This window comes from Stenotrophomonas sp. 05N423, from assembly GCF_056397145.1.
This window is the reverse complement of record NZ_JBFTMV010000010.1, coordinates 1-16,022: the sequence shown is the minus strand read 5'-3', so window position 1 is coordinate 16,022 and position 16,022 is coordinate 1. Positions and strand designations below refer to the sequence as shown.

21 protein-coding genes are annotated in these 16,022 nt (G+C 68.4%); 5 read left to right on the top strand and 16 right to left on the bottom strand.

The features are described 5' to 3' along the window. Positions 1 to 48: 48 nt before the first annotated feature. The 11 genes from AC1DGW_RS14390 to AC1DGW_RS14340 all read right to left on the bottom strand — a co-directional run bounded on the left by AC1DGW_RS14390 (position 49) and on the right by AC1DGW_RS14340 (position 6,682). On the bottom strand, positions 49 to 528 hold the full coding sequence (locus tag AC1DGW_RS14390; protein ID WP_478024200.1) for an iron chaperone: 480 nt from the start codon (positions 526 to 528) through the stop codon (positions 49 to 51). Between the two features lie 46 nt (positions 529 to 574). Then, a complete protein-coding gene (locus AC1DGW_RS14385; RefSeq protein ID WP_478024198.1) occupies positions 575 to 826 on the bottom strand; it encodes a DUF6868 family protein in 252 nt (83 codons plus the stop codon). Between the two features lie 32 nt (positions 827 to 858). Beyond that, positions 859 to 1,203, bottom strand: a complete 345-nt coding sequence (locus AC1DGW_RS14380; protein WP_478024196.1) for a tRNA-binding protein — start codon at positions 1,201 to 1,203, stop codon at positions 859 to 861. A 68-nt stretch (positions 1,204 to 1,271) separates the two neighbouring features. Continuing rightward, positions 1,272 to 1,661, bottom strand: coding sequence for a YybH family protein (locus AC1DGW_RS14375; protein ID WP_478024194.1), 390 nt, complete (start codon positions 1,659 to 1,661; stop codon positions 1,272 to 1,274). Positions 1,662 to 1,730: 69 nt separating this feature from the next. Then, positions 1,731 to 2,168, bottom strand: a complete 438-nt coding sequence (locus AC1DGW_RS14370) for a GNAT family N-acetyltransferase (protein ID WP_478024191.1) — start codon at positions 2,166 to 2,168, stop codon at positions 1,731 to 1,733. Positions 2,169 to 2,303: 135 nt separating this feature from the next. Continuing rightward, positions 2,304 to 2,693: a VOC family protein gene (locus AC1DGW_RS14365; RefSeq protein WP_478024189.1), complete on the bottom strand. Its 390-nt coding sequence runs from the start codon at positions 2,691 to 2,693 to the stop codon at positions 2,304 to 2,306. Between the two features lie 67 nt (positions 2,694 to 2,760). Further along, a complete protein-coding gene (locus AC1DGW_RS14360) occupies positions 2,761 to 3,159 on the bottom strand; it encodes an MAPEG family protein (protein ID WP_478024187.1) in 399 nt (132 codons plus the stop codon). 103 nt (positions 3,160 to 3,262) lie between these two features. After that, on the bottom strand, positions 3,263 to 3,727 hold the full coding sequence (locus AC1DGW_RS14355; RefSeq protein ID WP_478024502.1) for a LuxR family transcriptional regulator: 465 nt from the start codon (positions 3,725 to 3,727) through the stop codon (positions 3,263 to 3,265). Positions 3,728 to 3,844: 117 nt separating this feature from the next. Further along, complete coding sequence (locus AC1DGW_RS14350) at positions 3,845 to 4,399, bottom strand: hypothetical protein (protein ID WP_478024184.1); 555 nt, start codon at positions 4,397 to 4,399, stop codon at positions 3,845 to 3,847. 72 nt (positions 4,400 to 4,471) lie between these two features. Beyond that, on the bottom strand, positions 4,472 to 4,735 hold the full coding sequence (locus tag AC1DGW_RS14345; protein WP_478024182.1) for an SHOCT domain-containing protein: 264 nt from the start codon (positions 4,733 to 4,735) through the stop codon (positions 4,472 to 4,474). 144 nt (positions 4,736 to 4,879) lie between these two features. Next, positions 4,880 to 6,682, bottom strand: a complete 1,803-nt coding sequence (locus AC1DGW_RS14340) for a DUF885 domain-containing protein (protein WP_478024180.1) — start codon at positions 6,680 to 6,682, stop codon at positions 4,880 to 4,882. Between the two features lie 103 nt (positions 6,683 to 6,785). On the opposite strand from AC1DGW_RS14340, the gene AC1DGW_RS14335 reads away from it, so the two are divergent. Together AC1DGW_RS14335 and AC1DGW_RS14330 are read left to right on the top strand one after the other, a co-directional pair. Next, positions 6,786 to 7,142 (top strand): GFA family protein, encoded by a 357-nt coding sequence (locus AC1DGW_RS14335; protein WP_478024178.1) that lies wholly within the window; start codon positions 6,786 to 6,788, stop codon positions 7,140 to 7,142. Then, complete coding sequence (locus tag AC1DGW_RS14330; protein WP_478024499.1) at positions 7,142 to 7,936, top strand: DUF4349 domain-containing protein; 795 nt, start codon at positions 7,142 to 7,144, stop codon at positions 7,934 to 7,936. Before AC1DGW_RS14335 ends, AC1DGW_RS14330 begins: the two co-directional genes overlap by 1 nt. Before the next feature lie 73 nt (positions 7,937 to 8,009). Here AC1DGW_RS14330 and AC1DGW_RS14325 read toward each other — a convergent pair whose 3' ends face one another. Both AC1DGW_RS14325 and AC1DGW_RS14320 read right to left on the bottom strand, forming a co-directional pair. Further along, positions 8,010 to 8,249 (bottom strand): hexameric tyrosine-coordinated heme protein, encoded by a 240-nt coding sequence (locus AC1DGW_RS14325; protein ID WP_478024176.1) that lies wholly within the window; start codon positions 8,247 to 8,249, stop codon positions 8,010 to 8,012. Positions 8,250 to 8,380: 131 nt separating this feature from the next. Continuing rightward, the gene (locus AC1DGW_RS14320; RefSeq protein WP_478024174.1) at positions 8,381 to 8,674 is read right to left on the bottom strand and encodes a hypothetical protein; all 294 of its coding nucleotides are present in this window, start codon (positions 8,672 to 8,674) and stop codon (positions 8,381 to 8,383) included. A 191-nt stretch (positions 8,675 to 8,865) separates the two neighbouring features. Between AC1DGW_RS14320 and AC1DGW_RS14315 the strand changes: the two genes are divergently transcribed. Further along, positions 8,866 to 9,738, top strand: a complete 873-nt coding sequence (locus AC1DGW_RS14315) for a DMT family transporter (protein WP_478024172.1) — start codon at positions 8,866 to 8,868, stop codon at positions 9,736 to 9,738. A gap of 58 nt (positions 9,739 to 9,796) precedes the next feature. Here AC1DGW_RS14315 and AC1DGW_RS14310 read toward each other — a convergent pair whose 3' ends face one another. Continuing rightward, entirely contained in the window at positions 9,797 to 10,693 is an 897-nt protein-coding gene (locus AC1DGW_RS14310) for a peptidylprolyl isomerase (RefSeq protein WP_478024170.1), read from the bottom strand. Positions 10,694 to 10,845: 152 nt separating this feature from the next. On the opposite strand from AC1DGW_RS14310, the gene AC1DGW_RS14305 reads away from it, so the two are divergent. Continuing rightward, positions 10,846 to 11,211 carry a PadR family transcriptional regulator gene (locus AC1DGW_RS14305; protein ID WP_478024168.1) on the top strand — a complete coding sequence of 122 codons (366 nt, stop codon included), beginning with the start codon at positions 10,846 to 10,848 and terminating at the stop codon, positions 11,209 to 11,211. Continuing rightward, on the top strand, positions 11,208 to 12,188 hold the full coding sequence (locus AC1DGW_RS14300; RefSeq protein WP_478024165.1) for a sensor domain-containing protein: 981 nt from the start codon (positions 11,208 to 11,210) through the stop codon (positions 12,186 to 12,188). The genes AC1DGW_RS14305 and AC1DGW_RS14300 overlap by 4 nt, the downstream gene beginning before the upstream one ends. Before the next feature lie 61 nt (positions 12,189 to 12,249). Here the strand turns inward: AC1DGW_RS14300 and AC1DGW_RS14295 are convergent, their stop codons facing one another. Together AC1DGW_RS14295 and AC1DGW_RS14290 are read right to left on the bottom strand one after the other, a co-directional pair. Next, positions 12,250 to 14,358 carry a prolyl oligopeptidase family serine peptidase gene (locus AC1DGW_RS14295; protein WP_478024163.1) on the bottom strand — a complete coding sequence of 703 codons (2,109 nt, stop codon included), beginning with the start codon at positions 14,356 to 14,358 and terminating at the stop codon, positions 12,250 to 12,252. A 55-nt stretch (positions 14,359 to 14,413) separates the two neighbouring features. Continuing rightward, on the bottom strand, positions 14,414 to 16,022 hold a 1,609-nt coding region (locus tag AC1DGW_RS14290), incomplete at its 5' end, for a TonB-dependent receptor (RefSeq protein WP_478024160.1).

The window sequence follows — 16,022 nt, the reverse complement described above, 5'->3', positions numbered from 1 at the left end:
GTTCTCCCGCCGCGGGAGAGATGGACTGCCGATTCCGGCTCGAGCGGCTCAACCGACCGCCCTGCGCACCAGCGAGGCCAGCGAGGCGGCCTCCGTGTCGCCGAGGCGGTGGATGGCGAACGACGTGGGCCACAGGCCGCCATCGTCCAGCCTGGCCTGGTCGCTGAAACCGAAGGTGGCATAGCGTGTCTTGAACTTGCCCGCGCTCTGGAAGAAGCACAGCACCTTGCCATCCTTCGCCCAGGCCGGCATGCCGTACCAGGTGCGGGGCTGCAGGCCGGGCGCGGTGGCCATCACCAGCGCGTGGATGCGGCGCGCCACCTCGCGCTCGGCCGCTGGCATTTCATCGACGCGGGCCAGCAGGTCGGCCTCGCCTTCGACGCTGCTGCGGTTGGCGCGCGCCTCGGCCTTCAGTTCCTGTGCCCGCGCCTTCATCGCGGCCTGTTCTTCGGCGGTGAAGGTGCTGGCGGCCTTCTTCGTGGCCGTGCTTTTGCGCGGGCTGCTCTTGGCGGTGGTGGAGCGGGTCATGGGAATCCTCGTCGGGGAACCGGCGGATGCCGGCGAAGGTCGCGGGTCAACCGCCGTTGCGCGCCAGGCAGAGCGCGACCAGCGGCGCGAGATTGAAGAGCAGGATGCCGATCTTGTACACGGCCATGCCGCTGTAGTGGATCGCATCGAAGGTGGCGTCCGGCAGTGCGAACCAGTGGCCGTGCAGCCGCCGCAGCGCGCCGCGCGCGGACAGGAAGACGATGAACCAGATCAACAGCACGGCGTAGTTGAAGGCGAGCGACCACAGCAGGAAACGGCAGAGGAAATCGCTGTCCATGGAAGGGCTCCGCAGGGAAGGAGGGTGGCCCGCTACAGCAGCCGGGTGCCGAGCGGGACTTCATGCTCGGGGACGCACAGCGATACCTGCCCCCCGGCGTTGTGGAAACCGGTGACCAGGCATCCGGACATGATCGGCCCGATCTGTTTGGGCGGGAAATTCACCACGGCCACCACCTGTTTGCCGACCAGTGTCTCCGGCGAGTACAGGTCGGTGATCTGCGCACTGGACTTGCGCACGCCGATCTCCGGGCCGAAATCCACCTGCAGGATGTAGGCCGGCCGGCGCGCTTTCGGGAACGGCTCGGCGGCCACCACGCGGCCCACGCGCAGTTCCACTTTGGTGAAGTCGCTCCAGTCGATCGTTTCCACGCGCATGCCTCGTTCGGGGGTGTCGATCAATAGCGCCGATGGCCGCGGGCCGTCAATACGCGCGATCGTGAGCGTCATGCGGCCGGGCCGAGCAGGTTGGCGTCGCGTGCCAGCACCCAGCGCCCATTCCGGCGGTTGAGGATCGTCAGCGTGTGGCCCTCGCGGGAAACCGCGGCACTGTCCGGCAGCGTGAGGGTGACGGTCAACTGCTGCCAGAGGAAAGCCCAGTCGCCGGACACGTGGATTTCCTGTATCGCATTGCGACCCTCGACCCTGGGTGCACCGGCGCCGGACTGCGCCCGCATGGCGGCGGCGAAATCGGCCTTGCGCATGGGCGGGTTGCCGGGCGTGAGGAAGACCGCGTCGTCGGCGACCAGCGCGAGCACGGCGTCCACGTCGCCGTCGCGGCTGGCGGCGAGCCAGGTGGCGACCAGTTGCCGGATTTCCTGTTCATCGTCGCGCATGGTCGATTCCCTCCCGTCTGTCCAGCCTATTGCAGGTGCGCGGCGACCACGTGAAATGCCGGTGAGGTTTCAGTTGCCGGCCGATGCGGTGGGCTTCCTCATGCCCATGCCGACGCTGGCCGGCGCGGTGAGGGCGAAGCCGAACTGCTCGTAGAGCCGGAATGCCTGCCCGTCGACGATCAGGCTGACATAGCCGGAAGGCGGCACTTCCCGTTCGATATAGGCGGCGATCTCGGCCATGACCTTCTTGCCGAGGCCCCGGCCCTGGTGCGCCGGCAGCACGGCGATGTCCACGACCTGGTAGAACGCGCCGCCATCGCCGATCACGCGGCCCATGGCCACGGTCTGTCCATGGCACAGCACCTGCACGCCGAACAGGGTGTTGGGCAGCCCGCGTTCTGCGGCTTCCAGCGTCTTGGGGCTGAGTCCGGCCGCCTGGCGCAGATACCGGTAGGTTTCCGCCGAGGGGGTCTGGTGGATGACGGTATAGGGATCGGCGGCGGTCATGGTCTGTTTCCTGTCGCGGTGCACCGCTGGAGTGGACGCTGGAAAGGGAGCCGCCTTCCGCTGCGCGGCGGCGGGAAAGTGAAGTGCATGGCGGCCATCGTCCGCCATGGCGTGATGACCCTGCGCCTGTACGTGTCAGGCCGCATCCTGCGCGCTGATCATGACGTAGTAGCCGTCCGGATCGCGGACGGCGAATTCCAGGGTTCCCGTGCCGGGATTCAGGCCGGGCGCGAGCGCCAGCGCCGGGACCTGTTGTCGGGCGCGTTGCAGGGCCTGGTCGAAGTCGTCCACGCGGAAGAACAGCAGCAGGCCGTTGCCGGGCTCGGCATGCGCCGGGCTGGCGAGCGTGGGGTGGTCATGCGCCTGCCATCGGTGCAGGCACAGGAGCACCGTGCCGTCGGCGTCGACGAGCTGGCCGAAATGCTCGTGCGCGGGTTGCGAAGCAGGCAGTCCGAGGAGCGACTGGTACCACGCGAAGCTCCGCGCCACGTCGGCGACGGCGATGATCGTCCACAGGCGTTTCATGGACACTCCATTGCTGGAAGCTGGAACCAGGGCAGCGCCGCTACCGCCTTGCCCACTGGATGCAGCATCAGCGCGACAACCTTCCCAGTGCTTCGATCCACAGGCCCAGCACGGCGAGGAAGTTGAGGGTGAAGACGATTCCCCGGAGGCGGACGTTGCGGGTGAGTATCTGGACGGCGCTGTGCAGGATGCGGCCGGCGACGAAGATCCAGGCAAGCGCGAGCGCCGTCGGGTCCGCCGGGAACTGCAGCAGAACCAGGCAGGCGATGTGGAAGAACAGCGGCCATTCGAACTGGTTGGAAAGATTGGCGCTGATGCGCGGCTCGACTTCGGCCCAGGGATTGCCGCCGTCGGCACGCCGGCCGATGCCCCAGACCGCCGGTGCCCGGGCGATGGTAAGCAGGGCATACAGGACCGCAGCCAGGGCGACATGGGCCGCCATCGGGACGATCAGGGCATTGTGCATGTGCGTTCCTGTCGCGCGAATGGGGGGGGACGGCGCGGATGCTGCGGCCGGCTTCCGTCTCCGTTTTCACAGGATGCGCGGGAGCGGCGGGGTGACGGCGGCCTCAGGATCCGCCGGGCGCGCGCCTGAAGTAGGCGGTCCGCAGCATCGGCGTTCCATCCTTGAAATAGGCTTCCGTCTCGGTCATGACCTTCCCGTCTTCGCTCACCGAATAGACGCGCGTGGAGCGCGGGATGCCCTCGTAGACGAACTGCATGACCAGGACGCCGGGTGCCGGCATCTTGGCCGCGAGGACATCGACCCAGTAGGTGCCGGATGCGCGGCCGGGCGTGCCGTCCAGCGACAGCGTGGACTCCGAATGCAGGGTCTTGTCGCTCTGGTCGACGATTTCGACGCGTTCGTTCCACCGGCCGTCGGGCGTGGCGGCGAAGGCGAGGCTGACGCTTTTCGGGCGTGCTTCGGGCGGCATCGGCAGGCTGTCCACCTCCAGCACCCAGTGACCGACCAGCGGCGAGTCGGCCGGCGACGCGGCGGAGGTGGGCGTGCCGGCAAGGGCGGCGGCGGACAGCAGCGCAGCGAGCATCACTTTCATGCGACCTCCATCGGGGTGTAGGTGGAACACGGGTGCCTGGAGCGGATCATGCCCCGGTTCGGCATCGGCATGGGTGAACGGCGGGCCCGCGCTTCACGTCCAGAACATGAGGGCGAGCGTGCAGGCGGTCAGCACCCCCACGCCTGCACGGTGCCAGCGCTGGCGTTCCGCGAAGATCAAGGCAAGGGGAATGGCCAGCGGCAGGACGTACTTCATGGCGATGAACAGTGGCTCCTGCAGGAACGCGAGCCCCGACACGGCGAGGTTGCTGGCGAAGCTGACGCATGTCGGGATCAGCAGCGCGGTCATCAGCGCACGCCTGTTTCCCAGGTAGTAATCGTCGATGGCGGTGTAGCCGGCGTCCGCCCGCGGGAACATGACGCGGCCGATGAAGATGTAGGGCAACGCCATCCCCAGGCAGACCAGAACCATCCACGGGTCCATCGCGAGGCCGCCGCGCCCTTCCCAGAAGGATGTCCATTGCCCGGCAGCGCGCAACAGGATGAGGAGGCCGAGCAGGATCGTCGATGTGCCGAGAGCCGTCCTGGCGCGGTCGACCCAGCTGTCGGCAAAACCGGTGATCACATGCGCTACGGCGAGGCCGAGCAGCAGCGAATAGAGCGAAAACAGAAAATCGAAGCCGTCCATTTCTTCCCCTGTGGCGGCGATGGGATGCCATGGGCGTCGCATCGCGTCGCTGGCGGGCCCAGGTTGGCGGGACTAGAGCTCGTCGAGCAGCGCGGTGCGCTTCTGCTCGTACTCCGCCTCGCTGATCAGCCCCTGCGATTTCAACGTGGCCAGTTCCTGCAGTCGCGCTCCGGTCGATGAGAACGGGGGCGGCGGCATCGAGGGCGCTGGTGTGGTGGCGTGGGCGGATTTCCCCGAGGCGCGGACTGCCAGCCGGATGGCCAGGCCCACGAGGGCGGTGGGTATGCCCAATGCCAGAAGCAGGATGATCCAATGCCAGATGCTGAAGCCGCCCATTTCCTTCCCCCTTGCGTGCCCGGAGTATCGGGTCCCTGCGGCTGGATGTGAAGGCGTCGATGCTCGCTGGCCTCCCGGTTCCCGGCGGCGCAACGGCAAAGGCCCGGGAATCCCGGGCCTTTGCGCATCCATCGAACCGCGTGATTACTCGATCGGCTGGTCCAGCATCAGCTGGCGGGCGAAGCGTACCGGCGGCGCGCCGTAGGACAGGATCTGGTCGTGGTAGGCCTTCAGGTTGAAGTTGGCGCCCTGCTTCTCCTGCACCGCCTTGCGGGTGTCGAAGTGTTCCTGCGCGCCGACGAAATAGGTCGGCAGCTGCGCCGAGGTGAGCTGCGCGCGCACCCACTTGCCGGCCGCTTCGCTCTCCTGCTGGAAGGCGTCGTGGGTCATCAGCTGCATGGCCTGCTCGCGGCTCCAGTTGTCCACGTGCACGCCCTGGTCGAGGATGGCGTTGGCGATCGTGCGCAGGTAGAACTTCAGCTGCACCAGGTGGAACAGCGGGTCGTTATCCAGGTAGCCCTGTTCCTGCATCATGCGCTCGGTATAGACCGCCCAGCCTTCGGCGAACAGGCCCGAGCGCAGCACGGCGCGCAGGGTGGAGGGGAACTTGCCCGAGTGCCAGCCTTCCAGGTAATGGCCCGGCGTGCCCTCGTGGATGGAGAGCAGGTGGATCATGCGGCTGTTGTACTCGCGCAGGAACGAGTCGACCTGCTTGTCGTTCCAGTCATCCGGAATCGGCGAGACCGCGTAGAAGGTCTTCAGGTTCTTGTCCAGCGGGCCCGGCGAATCGCAGTAGGCCACGGCCACGCCACGCTGGAACTCCGGCATCAGGATGATGTCCACCGGCGCGTCGGGCAGGGTCACCAGGTCGTGCGTGCGCACGAACTCGGTGGACTGCGCCAGCGAGGCCTTGGCGTCTTCCACCACCTTGTCGCGCGCCGGCTTGTCGGCATAGGCCAGTTCCAGCGCCGCCTCGATGGCCTTCTGCTGCTGCGCATCGCTCGGCTCGGCCGGCATCTCCGGTGCGCCCGGCTTGTCCTTCAGCACCACCTGGGCGATGCCGTACATGTCCTTGCGCACGCGCGCCAGTTCGGCGCGGGCGCGCTCGCCGATCTCCGCGCGCGACAGCGAGGAGTTGAGCGAGAACTTCAGCTTCTGGTCGTACTTTTCCGCGCCGATGCGGAAATCGCCCTTGGCATTGGGCACCAGGGTCTTGTCCAGCCATTCCTGCTGTTCGGCGACGGCCTTGCCGAGGTTGTCGATGGCGGTCTTCAGGCGCTGCTGGTCGGCGGCTTCGAGCTGGCCGATGTTGGGCGTGATGAAGGTCTCGACCAGGCTGAGGATGCCCTTGTTCTGCTTGGCAACGGTCTCGGCGTGGATCTTCGGCACGCGTGCCGGGTCGAGGTTGGCGCGGGCGGCGGCGAAGAGCTGCGGGATCTTCTCGATGCGCGCGGTGGCCGATTTCAGGCGCTCGGGCAGCGGCGCGAATTCGCGCGCCATCAGGCCGTAGATGGCGCTGCCGGCCAGGCCGTTGTAGACCTGCGGATCCCATTGCCACGACTGCAGGCTTTCGTTGCTCCAGATGTCGGACTGCAGCTGGTTGCGCAGGATCGCGGCGTCCACCTGGTTCTCGCGGCCGAGCTTGCTGACATCGATCTTGTCCAGTTCGGCGAGCAGCGCCTTGCTGGCGTCCAGGCTCTTGTGCTGGCCGGCGGCGCTGAGGTCGTCGAGTTCGCTGTCGTAACGGTGGTCGCCGATCTGGGTGGCGCCGACCGGGGACAGCTGCATCCAGGTATCGAGTGCCTTCTTCGACAGTTCGGCGAACTGCGCGTCGGCCTGGCTCTGGCCGGCCTGCCCGGCGGCGGTGGACGGGGCGGTCGGGGCGTCGCTGTTCTGGCAGCCGGCCAGGCTGGCGAGCAGGGCGGCGGCGAGCAGGTGCTTGCGCATTGGGATACCTGTTGCGGAGGGAAAGCAGGAGCATAGGGCAGCCGCCGGGCGGGCGCCCATGCCATTGGCTTACCATGGCCGCCCGTGCCCTGGAGGTCGTGCGATGCATTACGAAGGCAGCTGTCACTGCGGGCGCATCGCGTTCGCGTTCGAATCGGCCGAACCGGTCGCCAGCGCGTTGTCCTGCAACTGCTCGATCTGCCGGCGACGCGGTTCGCTGCTGTGGTTCGGCCCGCGCAGCGGTTTCGAGCTGAAGAGCGATCCGGCTGGACTGGAAAGCTACCGCTTCAATTCCGGTCACATCGATCATCACCATTGCCGCGTCTGCGGCGTGGCCCCGTTCAGCGAAGCGGTGGACCCGCGCAGCGGCGAGCCGACCGTGGCGATCAACCTGCGCTGCGTGCCGGCCATCGACCTGGATGCGCTGGAAGTCAGGCGCTATGACGGGGCCAGCCGATGATGGCTGCGCTGCACCGGTCCTGTGCGACGCTGGGCATGTTGCTCGCGCTGATGCTGGCGGCGGGCTGTGCCAAACACGACGCGCGCATCGCGGGCGTCGCAGCCGACGTTGCGATGGCTTCGCCGGAAGGCGCGTTTCTGGCCTATGAGCACACAGTGCAGCTGCGCCTGCCCGGCGAGCAGATCGCGCCGCGGTTGAAGGCCGTGGCGCAGGCCTGCCAGGACGGCAGGTTCGGCGACTGCGCGGTGCTGCAGCTGTCGCAGAGCGGCGGCGATACCGCCTCCGGCTCGATCGAGGTGCGCATCGCGCCGAAGGGCGTGGAGCCGATCATCGCCCTGGCCAGCGAGAAGGGCGAAGTGACCCGGCGCGACACCCGCGCCGAGGACCTCGCGCAGCAGGTGGCCGACACGCGCCTGACCCAGGCGCGTTTGAAGAACGAACATGCGCGGCTGGGCGACTACCAGCAGCGCAGGGATCTGGCGGTGGCCGACCTGCTGACCATTTCCCAGCGCCTGTCCGAGATCGAGGCCGGGCTGGAGCAGGCCGACCGCGATGCCGCCCAGCAACACCGGCGCATCGATACGCAGAAGGTGACGATCCAGCTGGATTCGACCAGCAGCCAGCGCAACCGCAGCGAGATCGGCCGCGCGCTGGGCGAGTTCGGCGACATCTTCACCACCAGCCTGGCCTACCTGATCCGCATCTTCGCCGGGCTGCTGCCGCTGCTGCTGGTCGGTGGCGTGCTGCTGTGGGGCGGGCTGAAGCTGTGGCGCCGGCGGCGCAGGCGCGACTGATCGCCTGTAGGAGCGCACCTTGGTGCGCGATGGGACTTTCCCGGTGAAGCCCATCGCGCACCAAGGTGCGCTCCTACAGGGCATAAGGCCGCCAGTAGTTGTTGGCCGCGGCCACCGTCTGGAAGTTGATGGCCACGACCTGCGAGGCGGCGGTGAGCCCGTCGGCGGAATCGGCGTATTCCGGGCGCAGTTTCTGCAGGATGGACAGGTCCGGCTGCGTGTACTTGACGCCGCGGCGGCTCAGCAGGACGGCGAGTTCGAAGCCTTGCTGCGGCGTGGCGGTGATGAGGGTGTCGAGCCAGTGGTCGGTCATCGCGGCGATCTCCTGTACCGGTGTGCGGACAGGCGAATGTGCGCCGCCACCGGCCATACCGTCTTGACCTGGATCAAGCCGCCCGCGTGATGCTTCGCCGCTGCCGGCCGCCGCGTCGAGCGCCGTGCGGCTCAGCCTTCGTCGTGCTCGTACTCGATCACCAGCCCGCGCTCGCGCGCCAACAGTTCCACGGCCTGCCGCACCTTCCGTGCGGTGGCGTCGTTGCCGACTTCGACCTCCAGTTCGTGGATGCCCGGGCCGATGTCGTCGGACAGGCCGGCCGAACTGGAATCCTCGTCGTCCATGTGCGACATCAGGTCGTCGGTTTCCTCGACGTGCTCGATGCCCTCCAGGCCGTGCAGCAGGTCGCCCACGGCCAGGGCGTCGTCGGCGCTGCCGGTGATGCGGATGCGCAGCAGGGACATGGCGATCTCCGTGGGAAGGGGCGTCCAGCCTGGGCAGTCGGCGGGCAAGGGGGCGTGAAACGCGATGAATGCCGCCGCGCTGTTTGTCAGCGCGCCCGGTTGGGCGGATGCTTGCGTTCCATTTGCGGAGGGATGTCCATGGCGTGCGGGGTGCGTGCGGGAATGAGCGTGGTATCGACAGGAGACGCACGATGAGCGGCGCGCCGCCGGCGCAGGCCTCGCGCGACTGGTCCACACCGCTGGAGTTGCTGGGCCTGGGCATGGTGTGGGGCTCGTCCTTCCTGTTCATGCGCATCGCGGTGCCGGACTTCGGGCCGTACGCGCTGGTGGAAGTGCGCCTGCTGCTCGGCGCCCTGGTACTGATGCCCTTCCTGTGGCGCGCGCGTGCGCAGTTTCCGGCGCGGCGCTGGCTGTGGCTGGCGCCCATCGGCCTGATCAATTCGGCGCTGCCGTTCGTGCTGTTCGCCTGGGCGGCGGAGCGCGCGCCGGCGGCGATCGGTGCGATCTGCAACGCGATGACGGTGCTGTTCGCCGCGCTGATCGGCTTCCTGTTCTTCGGTGAGAAGATCGGCCCGCGCCGCGCGTTCGCCCTGCTGGTCGGCTTTTCCGGCGTGGTGGTGCTGGCCACGGCGAAGGTCTCCGGGCTGGCGATCGGCGCGGCGGTGGTGGCCGGTACGGTGGCGGCGCTGCTCTACGGGCTGGGCGCCAACCTGGTCCGCCGGCACATGAGCGGCCTGCCGCCGGCCGCGGCGGCAGCGGCCACGCTGGGCTGCGCCTCGTTGTGGATGCTGCCGATGGCGTTGAGCCACTGGCCGCGGCAGCCGGTGCCCGCGACGTCCTGGGCCAGCGCCGTCGCCCTGGGCATCCTCTGCACGGGCCTGGCGTTCCTGGTGTTCTACCGCTTGATCGGCCGCGTCGGGCCTTCGCGCGCGGCCACCGTCACCTACCTGATCCCGCTGTTCGGCGCGCTGTTCGCGTGGCTGTTCCTCGGCGAGCCGGTGACCGTGCAGATGCTGATCGCCGGCGGCCTGATCCTGGGCAGCGTGGCGGTGAGCCAGCGCTAGGCGGCCATCATGAAGGCATGCGCTGGCGGCGGCCTGCCGTCAGCGCACGCGGGCCTGCTCAGCGCACCGGCAGCGGAATGTTGCACAGGTCGATGTGGCCTGCCGGACGCTTGTAGAAGTCGTCGCGGCGGTTGCGGCGGGCTTCCACCGCATCGGCGAAGGTCCTGGAATCGGGGCGCAGCACCCGCAGCGGCGTGCGCTGGTCGGCGGGCACGTCGCTGGCCAGGCGGATCGATCTGATCGGCGTGCGCTGCGCGGCGTCCTCGTAGAAGCCCATCGGCTCAGGCCCGCGCCTGATCGCGCTGAGCAGCTCCATGCCCTTGAGCACACGGCCGACCAGGGTGATGTTGCGGTCGAGCTGGCGCGGCGACTGGCCGGTGACCACGTACAGCTCGGCGCCGATGCTGCTGTCCTCGTCGTTGTTGCGGCCGGCGCCGACCGCGCCGTAGCAGTGCGCCAGCCAGGTGTGCTCGCCGTCGCTGGCCACGGCGAAATCACCGACGAAGCCGGTCTGCGCGGCCCAGCCGTCGCGGTCGGGCAGCGGAGTGAAGGACAGCCCGCGCGACGCGCGCTGGAATTCGGCCGGCAGATGGGTCCTGGCGCTGCCCAGCGGCCGCGCCTTGGCCGGGTCGTCGCCATCGACGTCGCCGAACTGGACCACGAAATTGTCCTGCGAACGGTAGATGCTGGTGCCGTTCCAGAAGCCCTCGCGCGCCAGCGTGCGGATGTTGCCGGCGTGCTCGGGCGCGAATTCCGGCGCCAGCTCGATGATGACGCGACCGGCTTCCAGGTCCATGTACAGCAGGTTGTCGGCGGCTGGAACGTGCCAGTCGCTGTCCGGCGAGGCGGCGAGGATTTCCTGCACGCTGCGGTACTTGGCCGGCGCATCGGCGGCCAGCGCCGGCAGCGGAGACAGCATCAGGGCCAGGGCCAGCAGGGTCGGGCGTAGCGTCATCGGGCGCGTTCCGTGGTCGGGTGTGGGCCGATTCTGCGGGATCGCCCGGTGCCACCGCCAGACCGTGCCGGGAGTGGGGTGACTACCGGCACATCCGCTATAGCGAAGTGAGTAATAGTGTTGGCTTCAGGCTAGTTGGCAGGAGCAAGGGCATGGGCGACTTCGAAGCCCAATTGCGCAAATTCCAGAAGGAGCTCAGCGCCGGCACGGTTTCGCTGGCGTTGCTGGCGGTGTTGGCCAAGGCGCGGGAGCCGCTGTACGGCTACCTGATCGCCAAGGAGCTGGAGCGCACCGGCGACGGTGTGCTCAGCGGCAAGCAGAGCGCCCTGTATCCGGTGCTGCGCAACCTGGAAGGCGCCGGCCTGCTGGAAAGCCATGTGGAGCCGTCGGTGGCCGGGCCGCCACGGCGCTACTACCGCATCAATGACGAGGGCCGCGCCGTGCTGACGCAGTGGATCGCCGCCTGGAACGCCACCCGTGACTCGCTGGAGTCCGTACTGGAGGGAGTCGAACGATGAACAACGAGAACAACGCACGACCGCTGCCGACCACGATTCCCGAGTATCTGGAGCAGTTGCGCGCGGCCTTGGCCGGTGCGGACCCGGCGATGATCCAGGACGCGCTGTACGACGCGGAGGAATACCTGCGCTCGGAACTGGCCGAACAACCGGGCAGGGGCGAGGCCGAAGTGATCGCCGGCGTCGCCGGCAGCTACGGCGCACCGGAGGAAGTGGCCGAGATCTACCGCGAGACCGAGGTGACGGTGAACCGCGCGCTGCGCACGCCGCTGCCCGGGCGCGGGCCGGCGCCGTTGCCGCCGGTGGCGGCAGGCGTCGCCACCGCGACCGCCGCGGCGGCGGCAACGGCGAAGCCGCGCTCGACGGTGGCGCGTTTCTTCGGCGTGGTGCTGGACCCGCACACCTATGGCGCGCTGTTCTACATGCTGCTGTCGCTGGTCACCGGCGTTTTCTTCTTCACCTGGGTGGTGACGGGGCTGTCGCTCTCGGTGTCGCTGCTGATCCTGATCGTCGGCATCCCCGTGCTGCTGCTGTTCCTGGGCTCGGTGCGGGTGCTGTCGCTGGTGGAGGGCCGCATCATCGAGGCGCTGCTGGGCGTGCGCATGCCGCGCCGGCCGGCGTATACCGACAGGAGCCAGGGCTGGCTGGCGCGGATCGGCACGATGTTCACCGACGGCCGCACCTGGCTGACGATGCTGTACTTCGTACTGATGCTGCCGCTGGGCGTGGCCTACTTCAGCATCGCCACGACCCTGCTCTCGACATCGCTGGCGCTGGTGTTCGCACCGGTGGCCGACGTGCTGTTCGACCAGCCGGTCGGTGTCTGGATCGATGGCGTGAACGTGGCCGACGGCTTCTGGCTGTGGCCGGTGTCGGTCGTGGCGGGCCTGGTGCTGCTGTTCGGCACGTTGCACCTGGCGCGTGCCATCGGCAGGCTGCATGGTGCCGTGGCCAAGCACCTGCTGGTGCGGTTGTAGGCGATACGGGAACCGGTCCGTTCCAGGCGGCACGCAATGCGCGTGCCGCCTGGAATTCCTGTTAGTGCCGCAGCATCAGGCGGTCGATCAGGAACCCCATGCGCATCGCCATGAGGTCGGGGTTGCGCAGGGCATCGCTCACGCCATGCCCGCCTTCCTCGTCCTCCAGGAAGTAGGCTCTGGCGCCGACCGACTGCAGCCGCGCGGCCAGTTTGCGGGCATGCCCCGGGCCCACCCGGTTGTCCTCGGTGGAAATGGTCACCAGGAACGGCGGATAGGAGACTCCGTCGCGCACGTTCTGGTAGGGCGAATAGGCCAGCATGGCCTTGGCTTCGGCGGGGTCATCCGGATTGCCATACTCGTTCATCCACGCCGCGCCCATGCCCATGTAGCGCATGCGGATCAGGTCGGTCAGCGGCACGTCGCTGATCACCGCATTGAACAGGTCCGGACGCTGGATCCCGAGGGTGGCGGCGAGCAGGCCGCCGTTGGACGAACCGAAGATCCCGGTATGCCCGGGCGAGGTGTAGCCGCTGTGCTGCAGTTTCTCGATGACGGCGATGAAGTCGTCGTAGGAGTTCTGGCGCTGCCCGCGCATGGCCGCACGGTGCCAGGCCTCGCCGCGCTCATTGCCGCCGCGCGCGGCGGGGATGACCAGCGAACCGCCGCGGTCCAGCCACAGCCTGAAGGCGGGGCCGCCGACGATGTAGCCGAAGTGGCCTGGCCGGAACGAGGTGGCGAAGGCCGCATAACCGGTGACCAGCAGCGGTTGCGGGGCGTCGGACAGGTGCTTTGGGCGCAGCAGGAAATAGTCCACCGGCGTGCCGTCCCTGGAGGTGGCGCTGCCGATCTCGGTCACGTAGTCGTCGCCGTCGTACATCACCGGGTCGCGGGCCAGCAGGAGCGGGGGGCGCCCGTCGCGATACAGTTCCTGGCGGCGTGGCGTGGTGAAACCATCGGTGGTGACGATGAGTTCGCCGCCACCGCGGACGCCGATGGTGTCGCCGGGTTCGGCCTGGAATACCTCGCGGGTTTTCCAGCCATCACCCTCCGGCGCGGCCAGCAGCAGGCGCTGGCGCAGGTTGCGGTTGCTGACCAGGGCGACCTTGCCGCCGACCGATGCCACATCCGCCTTGCCGTTGACGAACTCGCCGGCGCCGGGGGCGAAGATCACGCTGGCGCGGTTGCGCGCGCTGTCGTCCAGGCGATAGGCCAGCACGGTTTCCGCTTCGTAGCGTTTGCCGTCGATATCCGCCGCGCTGCCCAGCTGCACGATGACGTGCGAATCGGTGACGTCGATGGCGCCCATCGGCGCAAGGTCGCGCGGCAGCGGCAACTGGTGCCGTCGGCCGTCGGCCTCGACGACGTGGATCTCGAACGTGGAGTAGTCGATGGCGCGGGTGATGACGCCACGCGGCGCGGTTGCGCCGTGGCTCGCCGACAGCTGCACGATGGCGTCGCGGGCGTCGCCTTCGTATACGGCCCGGGCCTGCGACAGCGCTTGTCCCCGCTTCCACAGCGCGACCTGCGCCGGCCAGCCGGCGGCGGTACGCGGACGTCCGTCGGCCGTGGTTTCCACCAGCAGCGTGTCGCGTCCCATCCATTGGACGAAGGCGCGCGAACGCGGAACGCGGAAGCCGTCGGCGACGAAGCGCTTCTGCCCGAGGTCGAATTCGCGGATCTCGACCTCGTCGCCGCCGCCCGGCGACAGGCGCAGCAGGCAACGCGCGGTTTCCGCCAGGCAACTGTTGCCCAGATCGTAGGCCTGCAGTTCGAAGGCGATGCCTTCTTCGTCGCGCAGGCGCGCCACGTCCAGCACGGTCGTCCAGTCCGGCAACGGCGCACCTTCCGCGTCGCGGCCGGTGGTCTGCAGCAGGCCGTGGGGATGGGCTGCGTCCTTGAGGAAGCGCAGGGCGCGCGCGCCCAGCAGCACCACGTCCGGCTCGGCCGGGCGTGCCTTCAGCAGCGCATCGAGCTCCTTCCTGACGCTGGCATAGGCTGGCAGGCCGCGCAGCGCGGTGGTGGACGACTGCGTCGCTTGGCGTGCCCAGGCCAGGGCCTGTTCGCCGTGGGGTTGTTCCAGCCACTGGTCGTCGCTTCCGGCGGCGATGGCCGGAACCGCGATGGACGCGGTCGCGAGCATGGCCAGTTTCAGCATGTTCCTGATCATTCGTGTCTCTCCAGGGATGGCCGGGCAGCGGTAACGCATGCCCGGCCTGTGTGGATCAGTAGTCGTAGCGCAGCACGATGCCGAAGGTGCGCGGACGCAGGCGGTTGGCGACGCCCAGGGCGGTGCGTGCGTTGAGCGCGCCGTTGTCGTCGGTCAGGTTCTCGCCGTACAGGTAGCCGGACCAGCCGCTGGGCGACTCCAGGCCGATGCGGGCATTGGCCGAGGTGACCGCGTCGCCCGGCGTTCCGGCCGTCAATGCCGTCTCGCGCCGCGCGTCATGCACCACACCCACCCGGGCGATGCCCTTGAGCGTGTCGCCTACCGGCCAGTTGTAGGCCGCCGAGGCACTGAAACTGGACTTGGGCACGTTGTACACCGGCGTACCCTTGTGCAGCGGCGTGTCCTTGACGTCCTCGGCGTAGGTCGCATCGATCAGGCTGCCGCCCACCTGCAGCATCCACGAGGCGTTGGGCGTGTAGATCAGGTTCGCCTCCACGCCCTTGTTCTTGGTGCCCTTGGAGTTGGTCAGGCCGTTGATGCTGCTCGTGATCGGCACGCGTACCGCCACGTCCTTCCAGTCGCTGTAGAACAGCGCGCCTTCCAGCATCAGCCTGCCGTCGGCCAGCAGCGACTTGGCGCCCAGCTCATAGGTCAGGATGCTGTCCGGGGCGATGGTCGCCGGCAGCTCGACGCCATTGGCCTCGGCCAGCAGGATGGAGGTGATCGGTTGCAGCTGTCCGGAGCGGAAGCCGCGGGCGACGCTGGCATAGAGGGTGCTGTCCGCATTGGGCTTGAACGACAGCGCCAGGCGCGGGTTCCAGCTGTCGAACTTCGCATCCAGGGTTGAGGTGCGGCCGTCGGCTACCGATTCGGCATCCACGTCGTCCTTGAAATAGCGCAGGCCCGCGGTCAGCGACCAGGCCGGGTTGGGCAGCTTCAGCGTGGTCTCGCCGAACAGCGCGTAGGCGTCGTTGAACTGCACCGAGCGGCTGGGCGGCACGCCGCCGACGCTGGAGCGGTCGTGGCGGTCGGCCTTGCGCAGGTAGTAGCCCACGGTCCAGTCCAACGTGTGCTCGCCGGTCGAGGACCAGCGCAGTTCGTGGGTGCGTACGCCGATCTGGATGTTGCTCACGTAGGTCGTCGTCGGATTGAGCATGCCGTCGTTGGCATAGGTCAGGTCCGCGTCGGCGTAGGAGTAGAACAGCTGCGAGCCGTCGAAGGCGTAGCTGGTGGCGAAGCTGACCACGTCCCAGGTGTCGGTGTTGGCGTAGAAGGAATTGGTGGTGCGGTTGTCGAGCGCGCCGTTGCCGCCGCCGGGGGCGTCGGAGTCGTATTTCCAGTAGGCCAGGTCCATGTCCCAGCGTTCGGTGGGGGTGAAGCGCAGCTTGATGCGCTCGGTCTTGACCCGTTGCTCGTTGATGTCGCTGCGGCCTCTGCTGCCGTCTTTGCGGATCTCGTCGATCCAGCCGGAGAGCGATTCGTCGGTGACGGCGACGCGCGCGGCGAGTTTGTCCTTGAGCAGCGGGACGTTGAGCATGGCCTTGCCGCCCCAGCCGTTGCCGCCGTCGCGGGTGGTGGAGGCCGAGGCCTCGAAGGCGGCGCCGAAGGCATCCAGGTCGGGCTTGCGGGTCAGGGTGCGGACGGTGCCGCCCATGGAGCCTTCG